Annotated in this window: 17 protein-coding genes and 1 pseudogene; 9 read left to right on the forward strand and 9 right to left on the reverse strand. The window is 73.6% G+C overall.

From position 1 onward, the window contains the following. Positions 1-18: 18 nt before the first annotated feature. Both cydB and SLP03_RS19320 read right to left on the reverse strand, forming a co-directional pair. Positions 19-1017: a cytochrome d ubiquinol oxidase subunit II gene (gene cydB, locus SLP03_RS19315; protein ID WP_319462009.1), complete on the reverse strand. Its 999-nt coding sequence runs from the start codon at positions 1015-1017 to the stop codon at positions 19-21. Positions 1018-1032: 15 nt separating this feature from the next. Further along, a complete protein-coding gene (locus SLP03_RS19320) occupies positions 1033-2445 on the reverse strand; it encodes a cytochrome ubiquinol oxidase subunit I (protein WP_319462010.1) in 1413 nt (470 codons plus the stop codon). A gap of 178 nt (positions 2446-2623) precedes the next feature. On the opposite strand from SLP03_RS19320, the gene SLP03_RS19325 reads away from it, so the two are divergent. Together SLP03_RS19325 and SLP03_RS19330 are read left to right on the forward strand one after the other, a co-directional pair. Continuing rightward, a complete protein-coding gene (locus tag SLP03_RS19325; protein WP_319462011.1) occupies positions 2624-3397 on the forward strand; it encodes a lysophospholipid acyltransferase family protein in 774 nt (257 codons plus the stop codon). A gap of 76 nt (positions 3398-3473) precedes the next feature. Continuing rightward, on the forward strand, positions 3474-4316 hold the full coding sequence (locus SLP03_RS19330; RefSeq protein ID WP_319462012.1) for an SDR family NAD(P)-dependent oxidoreductase: 843 nt from the start codon (positions 3474-3476) through the stop codon (positions 4314-4316). Here the strand turns inward: SLP03_RS19330 and SLP03_RS19335 are convergent, their stop codons facing one another. Further along, positions 4317-4700 (reverse strand): DUF4180 domain-containing protein, encoded by a 384-nt coding sequence (locus SLP03_RS19335; protein ID WP_319462013.1) that lies wholly within the window; start codon positions 4698-4700, stop codon positions 4317-4319. After that, entirely contained in the window at positions 4693-5154 is a 462-nt protein-coding gene (locus SLP03_RS19340; protein ID WP_319462014.1) for a helix-turn-helix domain-containing protein, read from the reverse strand. The genes SLP03_RS19335 and SLP03_RS19340 overlap by 8 nt, the downstream gene beginning before the upstream one ends. Before the next feature lie 119 nt (positions 5155-5273). Here SLP03_RS19340 and SLP03_RS19345 point away from each other — a divergent pair, with 119 nt between their 5' ends. From SLP03_RS19345 to SLP03_RS19355, 3 genes are read left to right on the forward strand one after another with little or no spacing between them, the layout of a single operon-like run. Beyond that, the gene (locus SLP03_RS19345) at positions 5274-6041 is read left to right on the forward strand and encodes a glycerophosphodiester phosphodiesterase (protein ID WP_319462074.1); all 768 of its coding nucleotides are present in this window, start codon (positions 5274-5276) and stop codon (positions 6039-6041) included. Positions 6042-6060: 19 nt separating this feature from the next. Next, positions 6061-7452 carry an MFS transporter gene (locus SLP03_RS19350; protein WP_319462015.1) on the forward strand — a complete coding sequence of 464 codons (1392 nt, stop codon included), beginning with the start codon at positions 6061-6063 and terminating at the stop codon, positions 7450-7452. Between the two features lie 56 nt (positions 7453-7508). Beyond that, complete coding sequence (locus SLP03_RS19355) at positions 7509-8225, forward strand: thymidine kinase (protein ID WP_413644555.1); 717 nt, start codon at positions 7509-7511, stop codon at positions 8223-8225. A gap of 3 nt (positions 8226-8228) precedes the next feature. Here the strand turns inward: SLP03_RS19355 and SLP03_RS19360 are convergent, their stop codons facing one another. Then, positions 8229-8687 carry a DUF4878 domain-containing protein gene (locus SLP03_RS19360; RefSeq protein ID WP_319462016.1) on the reverse strand — a complete coding sequence of 153 codons (459 nt, stop codon included), beginning with the start codon at positions 8685-8687 and terminating at the stop codon, positions 8229-8231. 107 nt (positions 8688-8794) lie between these two features. Between SLP03_RS19360 and SLP03_RS19365 the strand changes: the two genes are divergently transcribed. Further along, the gene (locus SLP03_RS19365; RefSeq protein WP_319462017.1) at positions 8795-10501 is read left to right on the forward strand and encodes an acyl-CoA dehydrogenase family protein; all 1707 of its coding nucleotides are present in this window, start codon (positions 8795-8797) and stop codon (positions 10499-10501) included. Between the two features lie 55 nt (positions 10502-10556). Continuing rightward, positions 10557-10928, forward strand: a complete 372-nt coding sequence (locus tag SLP03_RS19370; RefSeq protein ID WP_319462018.1) for a VOC family protein — start codon at positions 10557-10559, stop codon at positions 10926-10928. Positions 10929-10985: 57 nt separating this feature from the next. Here SLP03_RS19370 and SLP03_RS19375 read toward each other — a convergent pair whose 3' ends face one another. Beyond that, entirely contained in the window at positions 10986-11813 is an 828-nt protein-coding gene (locus tag SLP03_RS19375) for an NAD(P)H-binding protein (protein ID WP_319462019.1), read from the reverse strand. Positions 11814-11908: 95 nt separating this feature from the next. Here SLP03_RS19375 and SLP03_RS19380 point away from each other — a divergent pair, with 95 nt between their 5' ends. Next, on the forward strand, positions 11909-12316 hold the full coding sequence (locus tag SLP03_RS19380; RefSeq protein ID WP_319462020.1) for a helix-turn-helix domain-containing protein: 408 nt from the start codon (positions 11909-11911) through the stop codon (positions 12314-12316). A 26-nt stretch (positions 12317-12342) separates the two neighbouring features. On the opposite strand, the pseudogene SLP03_RS19385 reads toward SLP03_RS19380, so the two are convergent. Beyond that, a pseudogene (locus tag SLP03_RS19385) lies at positions 12343-12822 on the reverse strand (LLM class flavin-dependent oxidoreductase); the annotation flags it as partial. Between the two features lie 34 nt (positions 12823-12856). After that, positions 12857-13855, reverse strand: coding sequence for a tyrosine-type recombinase/integrase (locus SLP03_RS19390; protein WP_319462021.1), 999 nt, complete (start codon positions 13853-13855; stop codon positions 12857-12859). 271 nt (positions 13856-14126) lie between these two features. On the opposite strand from SLP03_RS19390, the gene SLP03_RS19395 reads away from it, so the two are divergent. Next, positions 14127-15125 carry a helix-turn-helix transcriptional regulator gene (locus SLP03_RS19395; protein ID WP_319462022.1) on the forward strand — a complete coding sequence of 333 codons (999 nt, stop codon included), beginning with the start codon at positions 14127-14129 and terminating at the stop codon, positions 15123-15125. Between the two features lie 23 nt (positions 15126-15148). Here SLP03_RS19395 and SLP03_RS19400 read toward each other — a convergent pair whose 3' ends face one another. Next, positions 15149-15661: a GNAT family N-acetyltransferase gene (locus SLP03_RS19400; protein ID WP_319462023.1), complete on the reverse strand. Its 513-nt coding sequence runs from the start codon at positions 15659-15661 to the stop codon at positions 15149-15151. Positions 15662-15796: the final 135 nt, after the last annotated feature.

Raw genomic sequence — 15796 nt, forward strand, 5'->3', positions numbered from 1 at the left:
CCCGCGCCCGCAGGCCCATCAATGTTGCGGAATGTTGACTACCCCGATTCGCTTGCGGAACACCCAGTACGTCCAGCCCTGGTAGGCCAGCACGATCGGGGTGAACACCACCGCCACCCAGGTCATGATCTTCAGGGTGTACGGGGTCGAGGAGGCGTTGCTCGCCGTCAGGGTTCCGGCGGCGTCCAGGGTCGACGGCAGCACGTTCGGGAACAACGCCGCGAACAGGGTCGCCACCGCCAGGGCGATGGCCACCGCGGTGCCGGTGAACGCCCAGCCCTCCCGGCGTACCCGGGCGGCGGCGAGACCACCGACCAGGGCGAGGGCCGCGCCGACGGCGAGCACGACGGCGGCCGTGCTGGAGCGGATGGTCAGCGTCCAGGCGAGGAACGCCACCGCGACCACGGCGGTGCCGACGCCGAGCTTCACGGCCAGGGCGCCGGCCCGCTCGCGGATCTCGCCGGTGGTCTTGAGGGCGATGAACACCGCGCCGTGGGTGAGGAACAGTGCCAGGGTGGTCAGGCCGCCGAGCAGGGCGTACGGGTTGAGCAGGTTTAGCAGGCCGCCGGCGTACTCGTGGTCGGCGGACAGCGGCACGCCGCGCAGGATGTTGGCGAAGACGACGCCCCACAGGATGGCCGGCAGCAGCGAGCCGAAGAAGATCGCCGCGTCCCAGCGGCGCTTCCAGGACGCCTCGGGGCGCTTGTGCCGGTACTCGAAGGCGACCCCGCGGGCGATCAGGGCGAGCAGGATCAGCAGCAGTGGCAGGTAGAAGCCGGAGAAGAGGGTGGCGTACCACTCGGGGAAGGCGGCGAACATCGCGCCGCCGGCGGTGATCAGCCAGACCTCGTTGCCGTCCCAGACCGGGCCGATGGTGTTGATCAGGACGCGGCGTTCCCGGTCGTCGCGGCCCAGCACGGGCAGCAGCATGCCGACGCCGAAGTCGAAGCCTTCGAGGATGAAGTAGCCGGTGAAGAGCACGGCGACGAGGAGAAACCAGATGGTGGTCAGTTCCACGATGGGCTCCGGGGATCAGTAGGCGAACGCCAGCGGGCGCTCGGCGTCGTCGGTGTCGTCGGACTCGGGCGCCGGGGTGACGTCGGCTACGCCGGCCTTGGCGTAGCCGACCAGCAGCTTGAACTCCACCACGGCGAGGGTGGCGTAGATCAGGGTGAAGGCGGTGAACGAGGTGAGCACCTCGGTCAGCGAGACGCTGCGGGACACGCCGTTGCGGGTGAGCATCTCGCCGAAGACGATCCACGGCTGCCGGCCCATCTCGGTGAAGATCCAGCCGAAGGAGTTGGCCAGCAGCGGCAGCACCGGCATGACCAGCCCGGCGCGCAGCAGCCACCTGCTGGTGGGGGTGCGGCCCTTGCGCTGGCTCCAGAGCACCAGCAGGGCGATCGCGGCGGCGGCCATCCCGAAGGCGATCATGAAGCGGAAGCTCCAGTAGGTGACCGGGATGATCGGGGTGTAGCTGCCGGCGCCGTACTGGCTGGCGTACTGGGCCTGCAGGTCGTTGATGCCCTGGACGGTGCCGTTGGGGTCGCCGGTGCCGAGGAACGACAGCAGGTACGGGATCTTGATGGCGAAGACCTCGCGGCTGCCGTCGAGGCTGCCGACGGTGAGCACGGAGAACGAGGCGGGGCTCTCGGTGGTGTAGAGGCCCTCGGCGGCGGCCATCTTCATCGGCTGCACGTCGGTCATGATCTTGCCCTGGATGTCGCCGGTGAACAGCACCAGCGCCGAGGAGATCAGCACGACCCAGGAGCCGAACCTGGTGGCGAACCGGTACGCGGCGGTATCGGCGCTGTCGCGGTTGCCGATGACGTGGAACAGGCCGACCGCGACGATCAGCGAGCCGGCGACCAGGAACGACCCGGACAGCGTGTGCGGGAAGGTGATCAGCGCGACCTTGTTGGTGAGCACGGCGACGAAGTCGGTGAGCTCGGCCCGGCCGGTGGTCGGGTTGATCCGGTAGCCGACCGGGTTCTGCATGAACGAGTTCGCGGCGAGGATGAAGTACGCGCTGAGGTTGGTGCCGATCGCGGCGGCCCAGATGCTGGCCAGGTGCGCCCGCTTGGGCAGCCGGTCCCAGCCGAAGATCCACAGTCCGATGAAGGTCGACTCGAGGAAGAACGCGACGAGGGCCTCGATGGCCAGGGGCGCGCCGAAGATGTCGCCGACGAAGCGGGAGTAGTCGCTCCAGTTCATGCCGAACTGGAACTCCTGCACGATGCCGGTCACCACGCCCATCGCGAAGTTGATCAGGAACAGCTTGCCGTAGAACTTGGTGAGCTTCAGGTACCGCTCGTTGCCGGTGCGGTGCCACATGGTCTGCAGGATGGCCACCAGGACGGAGAGCCCGATGGTCAGCGGCACGAACAGAAAGTGGTAGACGGTGGTGACACCGAACTGCCAGCGGGCGACGTCCAACGCGTCCACCTGAAACCCCCAGCTGTTGCGTACTACAAGACGTAGTAAATACTACCGGGCGTCGTAGAGAAGTCTCCAGGGCCGGGGGTCCCGAACCGGCCCGGGACCAATGACCCTGATCACCTCTGCCGCCCGACCCGGGATCGGGTCCCCCGCTCACCCCGACGCGTGCGACCATCCAGCACTGATGAACACCCCGACCGGCTGGCGAACGCCGTTGCTGTGGCGCGCCGCCCAACTGCTCGCCCGCGGCATCGTCGGCGCCTTCGGCCACCTCGCGGTCACCGGCGACGTGCCGGCCGAGCTGCGCCGCGGACCGCTGATCCTGGCCGTCAACCACATCGGCCCGTTCGACCCGGTGGTCCTCGCGGCCGCCTGCCGCGCCCAAGGCATCGCCCCGCGGTTCATGGCCACCGCGGGGTTGTTCCGCACCCCCGTGATCGGGCCGCTGATGCGCCGGGCCGGGCACATCCGCGTCGACCGGGGCACCACCTCGGTCCACCAGGCCCTCGACGCCGCCGCCGCGGCCGTCGCCGGCGGCTCGGTGATCCTGCTCTACCCCGAGGGCCGGATCGGGCTGGACCCCGGCATGTGGCCCGAACGCGGCAAGACCGGCGCCGCCCGGCTCGCCCTCGTCAGCAGCGCCCCCGTCATCCCCGTCGCCCAGTGGGGCTCCCACGAGGTGCTGCCGTACCGGGCGCCGAAGGGAGCGCTGCGCGGCCTCGCCCGGGCCCTGCTGCGCCGGCCGGCGATCCGGGTGCACTTCGGCGCCCCGGTGGCGCTGCGCGACCTGCACCCCGGCACCCCCGGGGCGGCCCGACGGGCCACCGCCCGGATCATCGACGCGATCACCGACGACCTGAGGCCGCTGCGCCCCGAAGAGCCGGACCGCCCCCGGCACGTCGACCCCGGCCGCCCCAGCGAGACCACCCGGTCGCACCGGCGGCGCCCGCCGGCCTGATTCGCCTTCGAGCGCACTCGAGGGGTGGGAGTCTCGGCCGGGACGCCCTCGTGTCCTGAAGAGGAGGGACCCCGACATGAGCGCACCGACCGTCCTGATCACCGGCACGTCCACCGGCATCGGCCTGGAGATCGCCGTCGGCGCGGCCCGCGCCGGCTGGCGGACCGTGGCCACCATGCGCGACGTGTCGCGCGCCGACGCGCTGCGCCGCGCCGCCGACGCCGCCGGGGTCGCCGACCTGGTCGAGGTACGCCGGCTCGACGTCGTCGACCCGGCCTCGGTGGACGCCTGCGTCGCCGAGGTGATCGCCGCCCACGGGCGACTCGACGCGGTGGTCAACAACGCCGGCGCCGGGCACGTGGGCACCCTGGAGCAGGAGACCGTCGACGACGTGCGGGCCGTCATGGAGGTCAACTTCTTCGGCGTCCTGCACGTCAGCCGGGCCGCGCTGCCCCACCTGCGGGCCAGTCAGGGCCGGCTGATCACCGTCACCAGCGTCGGCGGGGTGGTCGGGCAGCCGTTCAACGAGGCGTACTGCGCGGCGAAGTTCGCCGTCGAGGGCTTCATGGAGTCGCTCGCCCCGGTCGCCGCCACCGTCGGGGTCACCGTCACCGTGGTCGAGCCCGGCGCGGTGGCCAGCGAATTCGTCGCCAACGCCGGCGTCGATCGGGACGCCGCCATCGCGCAGGCCGGGGTGTACGCGCCGGCGCTGCGGGCGTACCTGCAGCGCAGCGCCGGCGCGTTCGCGGCCGCCCAGTCCCCGGTGGACGCGGCCGCGGCGGTCGTCGCGACCCTGACCGACCCGGAGCCGGCGCCGCGCGTGCAGACCTCGACCACCGCCCGGCAGTTCGTCGGGGCGAAACTCGCCGACCTCGACGGCCTCGCGGTCGCCACGATCACCGCCGGCTGGCTGGCCTGATCAGCGGCCGGCCCGGGTGGCCCGGCCGCCCAGTCGGGCGTCCAGCGCGTCGAGGTCGGCGACGAACCACACGTGGTCGGCGCGGTTCGACTCGTGGACCAGGGCGCGCAGGGCCGCGCTGGCCGCGAGGTGCCGGGAGATGTCGCCGACGACGGCCAGGCGCAGCCGGTAGTTGACGAACTTCTGCATGATCTCCCCGGCGAAGCGGGTGCCCAGCGAGAAGAAGTCGTCGCCCAGCCGGCTCGCGGGCACGGCCACCACCTCCGCGCCGAGGAAGGCCGCACCGATCAGGTCCAGCGCGTCCCGCACGGTCGCCACCGGCGGGCCGGCCGGGTCGCACACCAGCACCGGCACCCCCATCCGCTGCTGCACCACGTCAGGCATCGTCGGCCTCCCCGGCGAGCAGTCCGTTTCCGCCGTCGAGGACGGCGTCGAGCAGGTGCAGCACGTCGGCGGTGGCGGCGGCGCCACCCAGGATGACGATCTTCATACGCTGTCGTTCCTCGTCGTGGACGGTCTGGACGCGCAGCGGGTGCGCGGGGTCGCGGACGGTGTTCACCCCCGCCAGCACGAGGGTGCCCAGTCGGTCCGCGGCGGCCCGGTCCACGCCGTCGACCTGCACGATGCTCGACACCTCCACGGACGGGCCGGCGGCGGGCCGGGTCGGCGGGGTCCGCGGCCGGCCGGTCAGCGCGTCGAGGTCGCCACGGGCGATCCGGTACTGCTTGCCGATCCGCACCGCCCGGAGCCGGCCGGCCCGGATGTAGCCGCGCACGGTGCGCGGGTGCAGGCCGAGCCGGTCGGCCACCTGCTCCACGGAGAACATATCTTCACTCATCGGGTCCCATGTTAGACAGGATAGGGAGCGATAGGGAAGCTTGAACCGAGGGTGCTCCGGTGCGCGATGATCGCCGGCCCGTCACCCGTACGCCACCGGAGGCGGGCATACTGCCGGGCGTGCAGCCCCGCTCCGGCTATCTCGACTCCCCCGCGCCACTCGCGTTCGCCCACCGCGGCGGCGCGTCCGACGGCGACGAGAACACCGCCGCCGCGTTCGCCCGCGCCATCGCCCTGGGCTACCGGTACGTGGAGACCGACGTGCACGCCACCGCCGACGGCGTGCCGGTGATCTTCCACGACGCCACTCTGCGCCGGGTCACCGGCGAGCCGGGACGCATCGCCGACCTGCGCTGGGCCGACCTGGCCTCGGTACGCGTCGGCGGCGCCGCCGTGGTGCCCCGCCTCGACGAGGTCCTCGCCGCCTGGCCGGAGGTCCGCTTCAACATCGACGTCAAGGCCGACGGCGGCGTCGAACCGACCATCGCCACGGTCACCCGGGCCGGCGCCGGCGGCCGAGTGCTGCTCGCCTCGTTCAGCGACGCCCGGCTGACCCGGCTGCGCGCGCTGGCCGGCCCGAAGGTCGCCACCAGCCTCGGCATGCGCGGCGTGGCCCGGCTGCGGATGGCCTCCCTGCACGGGCGGTCGCTGCGGCTGCCGCCGTCCGTCGTCGCCGCCCAGGTCCCCGTCCGCTACGGGCGCATCCCCGTGGTGGACCGGCGGTTCCTCGCGTACTGCCACCGGATCGGGTTGCAGGTGCATGTCTGGACGATCGACGAACCTGCCGACATGCACGACTTACTTGATCTTGGTGTGGATGGCATCATGACCGATCACGTCGGCGTGCTGCGCGACGTCTACCGCAGCCGCGGCCACTGGGCCGCCTGAACCCCTGGCGGAGGAACCGATGGCCGAGACGGTCAGCCCGACCCTGCACGAGCCCCCGTCGAGCACCCGCCGCGAGCGGCGCGGCTGGTACCTCTACGACTGGGCCAACTCGGCCTTCCAGACCACCGTCATCACAGTCTTCCTCGGCCCGTTCCTCACCACCGTCACCGAACTGGCCGCCGGCTGCGAACTGGGCGCGGACAGCTGCGACGGGTACGTGCACCCGCTGGGCATCCGGGTCGCCGCCGGCTCCTACTACCCGTACCTGATCTCGCTGTCGGTCTTCCTCACCGTCTTCGTGCTGCCGGTGATGGGTGCGATCGCCGACCGGTCGGTGCACAAGAAGCGGCTGCTGGCCGCCGCCGCGTTCATCGGCGCCGGCGCGACCATCGCCTTCGCCTTCGTCACCGGCGAGCGCTACCTGCTCGGCGGGGCGCTGTTCCTGATTGCCAACATCTCCTTCGGCGCGGCCGTGGTGGTCTACAACTCGTTCCTGCCGCAGCTCGGCGGCCCCGACGAACGCGACGCCATCTCCAGCCGCGGCTGGGCCATCGGCTACCTCGGGGGCGGCCTGCTGCTCGCGCTCAACCTGGTCGCGATCACCGTGCTCAGCGAGGATGGCAACCCGCAGCGCACCCTCGACCTGGCCCGCTGGTCGATCGTGTCCGCGGGCGTGTGGTGGGCGGCGTTCACCCTGGTGCCGCTGCGCTGGCTGCGCGAGCATCCCGCCGCCGCCGCGGCGGCCCGGGTCGGCGGCGGCAACCTGCTCACCGACGGGTTCCGGCAGCTCGGCCGTACCCTGCGGAATATCAAGGCGTACCCGCTGACGCTGTTCTTCCTGCTCGCCTTCCTGGTCTACAACGACGGCATCCAGACCGTCATCACCCTGGCCAGCCAGTACGGCACCAAGGAGCTGCGGCTGGGGCAGAGCACGCTGATCGTGACGATCCTGCTGGTGCAGTTCCTCGCCTTCGGCGGCGCCCTCGCCCTCGGCGCGCTCGCCGGGCGCATCGGCGCGTGGAAGACCGTGCTGATCAGTCTGGTGCTCTGGACCGGTGTGATCATCGCCGCGTTCCGGCTGCCCGCCGAGGCGCCGCTGCCGTTCATGATTCTCGGCGGGGCGATCGGCCTGGTCCTCGGCGGCAGCCAGGCGCTGAGCCGGTCGCTGTTCAGCCAGCTCATCCCCGCCGGCAAGGAGGGCGAGTACTACGGCTTCTACGAGATCAGCGACAAGGGCACCAGCTGGCTCGGGCCGCTCGCCTTCGGCCTGGTGTTCCAGCTCACCGCCTCCTACCGGGTGGGCCTGGTCTCACTGCTGATCTTCTTCGTGGTCGGGTTCGCGCTGCTGGCCGCCGTGCCGATGCGGCGGGCCATCGTCGCCGCGGGCAACACCCCGCCCCGGGTGCTGTAGAGCCGCGCCACGCACCGTCCTGATCGGCGAGGGTCAATGGACTAGGCTGCCCCGACGTGACCGACGACGCCGCTGCCGCCCCGACCTGCCTGGCCCGGCCCCTCCCCGGCCCGGACCACACCCGCACCGGCTGCGCCGCGGCCCGCGGCCTCGACGGGCGGCCGCTGCACGCCGCCGCGCTGAAGTTCTTCTGGGGGCCGATGGACTGTGGCAAGTCCACGATGGCTCTGCAGATGAACTACAACCACGCCCGCCAGGGCCGCCGCGGCCTGGTCACCACCCGCATCGACCGGTCGCTGGGCCCGCAGGTCACCACCCGCATCGGCCTGGCCCACTCCGCCATCGAGGTCACCGACTCCCTCGACCTGCGCGACCTGGTCCGCGACGCCTGGGCCGAGGGGGTACGCGTCGACTACCTGATCTGCGACGAGGCCTCCTTCTACGACCTGGAGCACGTCGAGCAGATGGCCGATCTGGTCGACAACTACGACGTCGACGTCTACGCCTTCGGCCTTGCCACCGACTTCCGCTCCTGCCTGTTCCCGGCCGCGCAGCGGCTGTTCGAACTCGCCGACGAGGTGGCCCGCATCCAGATCGAAGTGCTCTGCTGGTGCGGCCGGGAGGGGCTGCTCAACGCCCGGGTGGTCGACGGGCGGGTGGTCCGCGAGGGCGCGCAGGTCGTCATCGGCGACACCATGGACACCGCCGATGTGCGCTACCAGGTGCTCTGCCGCCGCCACTACCGCTCGGGCGACCTCGGCCCGCGCGCCTGAGGGTCAGAACGGGTCCCCGCAGACCCGCCACTTCCCCTTCTCCTGGATCACCGGGAGTTTGCGTTCCTCGCTGGCCCCGCCGTCACGGGTGACCCGCACCGTCACCGTGCCGCGCGGCCGGCCGCTCAGGGTCGCCACCGACACGTCCGTGATCTCGTACCCGGTGACCTGCGGCGGGGTCCGCACCCAACTGCCGAAGCCGACCGCGCTCCACCGGCTGCGGGCGTCGGAGCACAGCCGCTTGTAGGCGGCGTCGGTGTCTCCGGCCGACACCTCGTGGAAGAACCCGTCGGCGGTGTCCCGCACCGGGCCGTTGGCCTGCATCACCACCTGAACGTTCCACACGGCGAGACCGGCCACCCCGATCAGGCACAGGCCCACCCCGAAGCCACCCAGCAGCAGGCCGGTACGCACCGGCCGGTGCCGCCGGGCCGGCCTGCTCCACGCCTGCTCACGGCCCATCACCGTCGACCGTATGCGTCCGGTACGTCCCCGCGCAGGCACATCACCCCTGTCGCGCCGCCCGCGGCGTCGTCTACGGTCGGCGCACACCCTCTAAGGAGCCGTGGATGACCCGTTACGTGCAGCCGGTGCCGACCCCCGACGACCCGTACAGCGGGGATCCGCTCCTGCGGTCCTGGCTGGAGCGGCAGCTCGGCCCCGCCGGGCACGCCGCCGCGAAGGGCCGGCTGGCCGACCTGGCCGCCGACGTCGCCGGGCCCCTGCGCGCCGCGCACGCCGACGCCGAGGCGCACCCGCCCACCCTGGTCCGCTACGACCCGTGGGGGGCCCGCGTCGACCGGGTCGACACCTCCGCCGGCTGGCAGGCCCAGCGGGCCGCCGCCGCCCGGCACGCGGTCGTCGCCCTGCCCTACCTGGAGGCCGCGTGCGGCACCTGGGGGGCCGCGGCCCGGGTCGTCCAGCACGCCCTGCTGCACCTGTACGGGCCGGAGTCGGCCACCTTCTCCTGCCCGGTGGCGATGGCCGACGGCGCCGCCGCGCTGCTCAGCCTCCCCGAGGTCGCCCCCGAGGTGCGCGACGCCTGGCTGCCCCGGCTGATCTCCACCGACCCGGGCACCGCGATCGTCAGCGGCCAGTGGATGACCGAGTCGCAGGGCGGCTCCGACCTGTCCCACTCCAGCACCATCGGCCGGCCCGCCGCGGACGGCTCGTGGCGGCTGACCGGGGAGAAGTGGTTCTGCTCCGCCGCCGACGCGCCGATGGCGGTGGCCCTGGCCCGCCCGGAGGGCGCCGGACGCGGCAGCCGGGTGCTGGCGCCGTTTCTGGTGCCCCGCTACGCCGCCGACTCGCCGCTGGCCGGGGCCACCGTCGCGCCGGACTCCCCCGCGCCCGGGGTGACCGTGCGCCGGCTCAAGGACAAGCTCGGCACCCGGGCGCTGCCCACCGCCGAGATCGGGCTGCACGACGCGTACGCGCTGCCGCTCGGCGACCCGGCCGTGCCCGGCCTGGTGCGGGCGATGACCCTGGTGGTGGTGACCCGGGTGCACAACGCGTCCGCCGCCGCCTCCGGCATGCGCCGCGGCCTGGCCTACGCCCGGGCGTACGCCGAGGCCCGGCAGGTCGCCGGCGGCCGGCTCGCCGAGTCACCCCTGCACCGCGGCACCCTCGGCACCCTGGCGGTCGACGCGGCCGGCGCGTTCGTCCTGGCCGGGCACGCCTTCGCCCTGCTGGGCCGGGTGGAGGTGGGCGCCGACCCGGAGGCCGCCGCCGAGCTGAGGGTGGTGGCGCCGCTGGCCAAGCTCGCCACCGGCCGGCTCGCCGTCTCCTCCGCCAGCGAGTACGTCGAGGCGTTCGGCGGCGCCGGGTACGTCGAGGACACCGGGGTGCCGCGGCTGCTGCGCGACGCGCAGGTGCTGCCCATCTGGGAGGGCACCACCAACGTGCTCGCCCTGGACGTGCTGCGCGCGGTGGCCCGCGAGGACGCGGCCGGGCCGCTGCTGGGCCGGCTGGCCGCCGCGGTCGACCTGGCCCGCCCGCTGTCTCCCGCCCTCGCCGACACCCTCGCCGCGGTCACCGACGAGCTGCGCGGCAGGCTCGCCGAGGTCACCGCCGACCCGACCGGCGTCGACGTGGTGGCGGGAGCACGCGGGCTGGCACTGCGGATGGCGTACGCGTTGACCACCGCGCTGCTGGTGGAGCACGCGACCTGGGGCGACGAGCAGGCCGAGGCGGCCGCCCGGCTGTGGGCGCGGCGCTGGCTGCGGCACGAGGACATCGCCGCCGATGCGCACCGGCACCTGGCGCTGCTCTGCTGAAATCCGTCCGCCGTACCTGCCACAGGGTGTCAGGTACGGCGGCGAGACTGGCGGCATGACAGTGAACGCCGACCTCGCCATGGTCAACCTCGACAGCTCCGACCCGGTCGCGCACGCCGGGTTCTACCACCGGGTCCTTGGCTGGGAGATCACCCACAGCCAGGCCGAGTACGCGATGATCAGCAAGGACGGGGTCTCGATCGGGTTCGGGCTGGTGCCCGGCTACACGCCGCCCGCCTGGCCCGACGAGACCGCCGGCAAGCGCTACCACCTCGACCTCTACGTCGACAACCTCACAATGGCGGAGAAGGAGTTCGTGGCGGCGGGCGCGGCGAAGCCGGAGTTCCAGCCCGGCGGCGAGCGCTGGGTGGTGCTGATCGACCCGATCGGCCAGCCGTTCTGCATCTGCCCGCGCCCGCAGGGCTGAGCCCACTGCGGCTCGCCGGGCGACTCCGCGCCGCCCGGCGAGCCGGTGGTCGGTCCGTCAGCAGAAGGCGTCGACGGTGCGCCGCGCCCAGTCGGCGAACGCGCGCGGCGGCCGGCCGAGGACCCGTGCGACGTCGGGGCTGACCCGCTGCTCGGCCGGCGAGGGTGCACCCAGGATGTCGAGGGTGGCCTCGACGACGGGCTCCGGCATGACGCGCAGCAGCCGCGCCCGGGCCTGGGCGGCGCTCTGCTCGACGAAGCGCACCGGCTCGCCCAGCGCCTGCCCGATCGCCGCCGCCTGCTGCCGCGGTGAGATGGGCTCCGGCCCGGTCAGCTCGTACGTCCGGCCGGCGTGGCCGGGATCGCGCAGCGCGACGGCGGCGACCTCGGCGATGTCGTCCGGGTCGACGGTCGGCAGCGCGACGTCGCCGAACGGCGCGCCGACCAGCCGCTGCTGCCGTACTGTTTCGGCCCACTGGAGCGCGTTGGAATGGAAGCCGCCGGGACGCAGCACCGTCCAGTCCAGCCCGGACGCCGCGACGACCTGCTCCAGCTGGGCGGGGTGCCGCCCGGTCGCGACACCCTGCGAGGACAGGAAGACCACCCGCCGCACGCCGGCGGTGCGGGCGGCGTCGAGGATGCCGCTCGGATCGGCGCCGCCGGCCAGCAGGTCGCCGGGCAGCAGCAGGAACAGCGCCGCCGCGCCGTCGAGCGCCACCTTCAGGCCGGCCGGCTCGGCCAGGTCGGCCGGTATCGGGCGGACGCCCGCGGGCACGTCCGCCGCCGACACCTGCCGCGACACGGCCGTCACCTGCTCGCCGGCCGCCGCCAGCGCCCGCACCAGCGGCCGCCCCACGTTTCCCGTCGCTCCGATCACCACGATCATGACAATTCCTCTCGGTTCCCCTGTGGACTGAGAGGACGCTACCGCCCTCGGTATAGTAGGTACCTAGAGGAAAGTATTGGCCCGAGGGAGTGATTGTGACCGGTGCCACCGCCCCCGCATCCCGGATGGACGCCGATCCGGAGCAGGCCTGCCCGATCGCCCCGGTGGTCGACATCGTGTTCAGCCGCTGGACCACACCGATCCTCTGGGCCCTGCACGAGTACGGGCGGCACCGCTTCGTCGAGCTCGAACGCCGCCTCCTCACCATCACCCCGAAGGTGCTCACCCAACGGCTGCGGCAACTGGAACGCGACGGCCTCGTCGTACGCACCTACCACCCGGAAGTCCCGCCCCGGGTGGAGTACGAGATCAGCGACCTGGGGCGCAGCCTCGCGCCGCTGTTCGCCACACTCGCCGACTGGTCCACCGCCAACCTGGACAAGGTCGACGAGGCCCGGCTGGCCTACGACGTCCGCGACCGGCCCCGCACCCGCCGGCCCTGACCCCCGACCGACGCCGTACGTCACGGTCAGCGCAGCGGGCCGCGGGCGACCGCCGCCCGCATCGTCTTCGGATCGCCGGCCTTGACGAACTCCAGCCACCAGGTGGCCCCGGCCGCCGCCAGCTCGCCCACGTACGCCCGCTCGGCGCGCTCGTCCGGCCGGCGCCGCCGGCCACCGATCGCCACGTCGAACGGCTCCCCGTCGGCGCGGGTCGCCGGCAGGGTTGCCACCAGGTCGTGCACCTCATCCGGGGTGAAGTCGGCCCAGCCGTCGGTGTCGGTCAGCTTGTACGGCACGATCCCGTCGGCGCGGCGCAGCACCGCCTTCGCCTGGGTGCTGCCGCCCACCCAGACCGGCACCCGCGGCGACTGCACCGGCGCCGGCCGCATCGTCACCCCGTCGGCCCGGTAGTGGTTGCCCTCGTGCGCGACCCGGTCGCCGAGCAGCCCGACCAGCAGGTCGAGCCCCTCGTCGAGCATCGCCGCCCGGGTCTTCAGGTCGGTCCGCTCGCCAAACGCGGCGCCGCCGCGGTCCTTCGAGTCAGCCGCGACGGCGGGCCCGGGCGGCCCAGATGACGTACGCCGGGTCGCGGTCCAGGTTGTGCCGGTCCCGGTCGTAGCGGCGGGTGGTGCGCGGGTCCGCGTGACCCATCGCGTCCTGCACGTCCTCCAGCGGCACCCCCTCCGCTCGGGCGGTGGTGGCGAACGCGTGCCGCAGCGAGTGCGGGGACAGCCTGGCCCACGCCGGGATCCCGGCCGCCCGGGCGAGCCGGCGCACCAGCCGGAACACCGAGTGCCGGTCCAGCCGGGCGCCGGTCGCGGTGACCAGCAGCGGACCGGTCAGCTCCGGCACGGTCACCCCCTGCGCGGCGGCGCGGGCGGCCAGGTAGGCGTCCACCGCGTACGCGGTGCCCGGGGTGAGCGCGCGCCGGCGGACCTTGCCGCCCTTGCCGACGAACCGGATGCTGCGGTGGCCCCGCTCCGCGCCGAGATCGGACAGGTCGAGCGAGATCAGCTCGCCGACCCGCAGCCCCAGGTCGGCCAGGAGCGCGATGGCGGCGCGGTTGCGGGCGGCGGTCGGCCCGGTGTCCGCGTCGACGGCGGCGAGCAGGGCGTCGACCTCCTCCGGGGTGAGGCCGACCGTGGCCGAATGGTCCCGGTCGATGCGCGGACGGTCGGCCCCGGAGACCGGGTTGGCGTCGATCGCGCGCAGCTTGATGAGGAAGTCGTACCAGCTGGACAGGGCGGACAGGCGGCGCGCGACGGTGGCCGGGGTGAGCGGCCGGCCACTGCGGACACCGAGCGTGGACTCCAGCTCGCGGCCGTAGGCGTTGACGTCGAGGAAGTTGGCCCGCAGCGGGTCGAGGGCGCGCCCCGCGCACCAGGTCAGCCAGCCGGCGACGTCCCGCCGGTACGCGTCGCGGGTGTGCTCCGACAGCCGCCGGTTGCGCAGCCACGCCTCGGTGAAGTCGGTCGGCCCGCCGGGCAGGGCGGGCCGGGCCGACGCGCGGGGCAGCATCGGGACGTCGGGACGCAACATGTGAGAAAGACTCTCAGCACCGGCGGTGAATGGCGACGAGGCGCGCCCGACGAGAATCCGACAGCGTCCCGGGACCCGGACGACAATCGCGGAATGGACGGATTCCGGCAGGTCATGCGTGGTGCGATCGGACTGTGACCGTCATTCCCGACGCACGATGCGCCCGTCGCGCTGCGTGGCCAGCTCCGGGCGAAGCGGCGGAGCAGTCGCGTGCCGGGCGAAGTTCCTTCCCGGTGTCGGCGCCCGTCGGGTCCGGCGTTACGGTCGCCCGGTGCGCGCCAGCCGGCTGGTCTCCCTGCTGCTGCTCCTGCAGACCCGGGGGAGGATGACCGCCCAGGAACTCGCCGACGCCCTGGAGGTGTCGGTCCGGACCGTCTACCGGGACGTCGAGTCGCTCGGCGCCGCCGGGGTGCCGGTGTACGCCGACCGCGGCCCGGCCGGCGGGTACCGGCTGCTGGAGGGGTACCGGACCCGGCTGACCGGGATGACCGCACCGGAGGCCGAGGCGCTCTTCCTGGCCGGCATGCCCGGCCCGGCCGCCGAGCTCGGGCTCGGCCCGGTGCTCGCGGCGGCGGAGTTGAAGCTGCTCGCCGCGCTCCCCGACGAGCTGGCCGACCGGGGCGGCCGGGCGCGGCAGCGGTTCCACCTGGATGCGCCGGGCTGGTTCCGGAATCCGGAGCCCACCCCGCACCTGGCCGCGCTGGCCCGCGCGGTGTGGGAGGACCGGCTGGTCGAGGTCCGCTACCGGCGGTGGAAGACCCCGCGGGAGGTTACCCGGGTGCTCGCCCCGCTGGCCGTGGTGCTCAAGGCTGGCCGCTGGTACCTGGTGGCCCGCTCCGGCGATCAGGTCCGCACCTACCGGGTCGGCGCGGTGCTCGACCTGGTGGTGCGGGACGAACGGTTCGACCGGCCGGCCGACTTCGACCTGGTCGGCTTCTGGCAGGAGTGGACCGACCGGTACGAGCGCGGCGTCTACCGTGACGAGGCCCGGGTGCGGATGACGGTGGCCGCCCTGGAGTTCATGCCGTACGTCTTCCCGCCGGCGATGAGCCGGGCGGCCCGGGCCGCCGCGGGTGAGCCCGACGAGTCCGGCTGGCTGGAGACCACCGTGCCGATCGAGTCGGTCAGGCACGGGCACGTGGAGCTGCTCAAGCTGGGCGCCGAGGTGGAGGTGCTCGCCCCGGCGGAGCTGCGGGAGCGCTTCACCGCCACCGCGCACGCGCTCGCCGGGCTGTATCCCCGGCCCGCCGAGGCGGCGGGGGCTGCATGACGGCCGGCGGGGCGTTGGTGTCTTTATTTGCCGCGCCGGTCCGGCGTCGTCAACTCCGCCGGCAGCGCCTTCTCGAACCAGTGCTCGGCGTACCTGCCGTCGTTGTAGGGGGCGATCTCGACGTAGCCGTGGCGCGCGTACAGGGCGCGGGCCTCGACCAGGTCGTCACGGGTGTCCAACCGGATCCGGTCGGCACCCGCCTCGCGGGCCCGTCGTTCGACCGCGGCGAGCAGGGCCGCCCCGCCGCCCTGGCCGCGGAAGGGCCGCCGGACGTACACCTGGGTCAGCTCGGCCCAGTCGGGCCGCCAGCGCAGGCCCGCGCAGCCGGCCAGTTCGCCGTCGCGGTGGGCCAGCAGGAGCAGTCCGGTGGGCGGCGTCAGGTCGTCGCCCGGGAACTCGGCCAGGGCCGCCTCCACCTCGCCGGGTCGCTCCGGGCGCCGGTGGTAGCGGGTGACCATCTCCGTCAGGTACTCCCGCAGCAGGATCGCCGCGTCGGGTTCGCCGGGGTGGGTGGGGCTCGTCGTCCAGGTAGTCACCGCCCGATTCTCGCCGGCCGGTCAACGGCTTTTGCGTCACGGCCGCAGCCGCTCACCGTCCACGTGCGGGCCCGGCCCGTCGTCGGGCAGCAGCCCGGCGGCTCAGCCGGCGGGTCCCTCGGCGACCAGGACGAC

The organism is Micromonospora sp. RTP1Z1, from assembly GCF_033804685.1.
Lineage (GTDB): Bacteria > Actinomycetota > Actinomycetes > Mycobacteriales > Micromonosporaceae > Micromonospora.

What these genes read in the sequence shown, in the direction of transcription:
- SLP03_RS19325 (WP_319462011.1), top strand. Translation starts at nt 2,624, where the DNA reads ATGAACACCCCGACCGGCTGGCGAACGCCGTTGCTGTGGCGCGCCGCC.
- SLP03_RS19330 (WP_319462012.1), top strand. Translation starts at nt 3,474, where the DNA reads ATGAGCGCACCGACCGTCCTGATCACCGGCACGTCCACCGGCATCGGC.
- SLP03_RS19335 (WP_319462013.1), bottom strand. Translation starts at nt 4,700, where the DNA reads ATGCCTGACGTGGTGCAGCAGCGGATGGGGGTGCCGGTGCTGGTGTGC.
- SLP03_RS19340 (WP_319462014.1), bottom strand. Translation starts at nt 5,154, where the DNA reads ATGAGTGAAGATATGTTCTCCGTGGAGCAGGTGGCCGACCGGCTCGGC.
- SLP03_RS19350 (WP_319462015.1), top strand. Translation starts at nt 6,061, where the DNA reads ATGGCCGAGACGGTCAGCCCGACCCTGCACGAGCCCCCGTCGAGCACC.
- SLP03_RS19360 (WP_319462016.1), bottom strand. Translation starts at nt 8,687, where the DNA reads ATGGGCCGTGAGCAGGCGTGGAGCAGGCCGGCCCGGCGGCACCGGCCG.
- SLP03_RS19365 (WP_319462017.1), top strand. Translation starts at nt 8,795, where the DNA reads ATGACCCGTTACGTGCAGCCGGTGCCGACCCCCGACGACCCGTACAGC.
- SLP03_RS19370 (WP_319462018.1), top strand. Translation starts at nt 10,557, where the DNA reads ATGACAGTGAACGCCGACCTCGCCATGGTCAACCTCGACAGCTCCGAC.
- SLP03_RS19375 (WP_319462019.1), bottom strand. Translation starts at nt 11,813, where the DNA reads ATGATCGTGGTGATCGGAGCGACGGGAAACGTGGGGCGGCCGCTGGTG.
- SLP03_RS19390 (WP_319462021.1), bottom strand. Translation starts at nt 13,855, where the DNA reads ATGTTGCGTCCCGACGTCCCGATGCTGCCCCGCGCGTCGGCCCGGCCC.